Origin of the sequence: Motilimonas thetidivivens, assembly GCF_046452435.1 — a bacterium.
Lineage (GTDB): Bacteria > Pseudomonadota > Gammaproteobacteria > Enterobacterales > CBDFNC01 > Motilimonas.
Map to the genome: position 1 here is coordinate 1 of NZ_JBKFDK010000065.1, position 570 is coordinate 570.

The window sequence follows — 570 nt, forward strand, 5'->3', positions numbered from 1 at the left end:
TGAATTGCTGCGCCAACATCAGGATGCACTGCGCCAGCATTACCCACTCAGCAACGACATGCGCCGCGCCATTCATGCCATGCTGCGCTGTCAAACCCAGCAGCAAGGCAGCGCCAAGTGGCAATGTCGTCATTGCCCACATCATGACTCCACCCCGTTATCCTGCGGCCATCGCTTTTGTCCGCAATGCCAACAGCAAACGGCATCGCAATGGTTGTGGCGCCAACAAAGTAAACTACTTCCCACCACCTACTTTATGGTTACCTTCACCTTGCCTTATGAGTTAAGGGCACTGGCTAAGTCTCATGCTCGCCAGCTCTACCCGTTGATGTTTAAAGTCAGCGCGCAAATTCTCAAAGACTTTGCTGCCAGACAAAACCAAGGCGCGCTAGGCTTCACTTCAGTGCTGCACACCCACAGTAGGCAGCGTAATCTGCATCCGCACCTGCATATCTTAGTGGCCGGCGGTCGCTATGACACCAGCAAAAAACAGTGGCACAAAGGCAAAAAAGATTACTTGTTTAACGCCTTTGCACTGGCCAAAGTGTGCGCGCCAGAATGCTTGAAGCT

At 52.6% G+C, this 570-nt stretch carries 1 pseudogene; it reads left to right on the forward strand.

The annotated features are described in order from the left end of the window. A pseudogene (locus ACK8OT_RS19250) lies at nt 1-570 on the forward strand (IS91 family transposase); the annotation flags it as partial.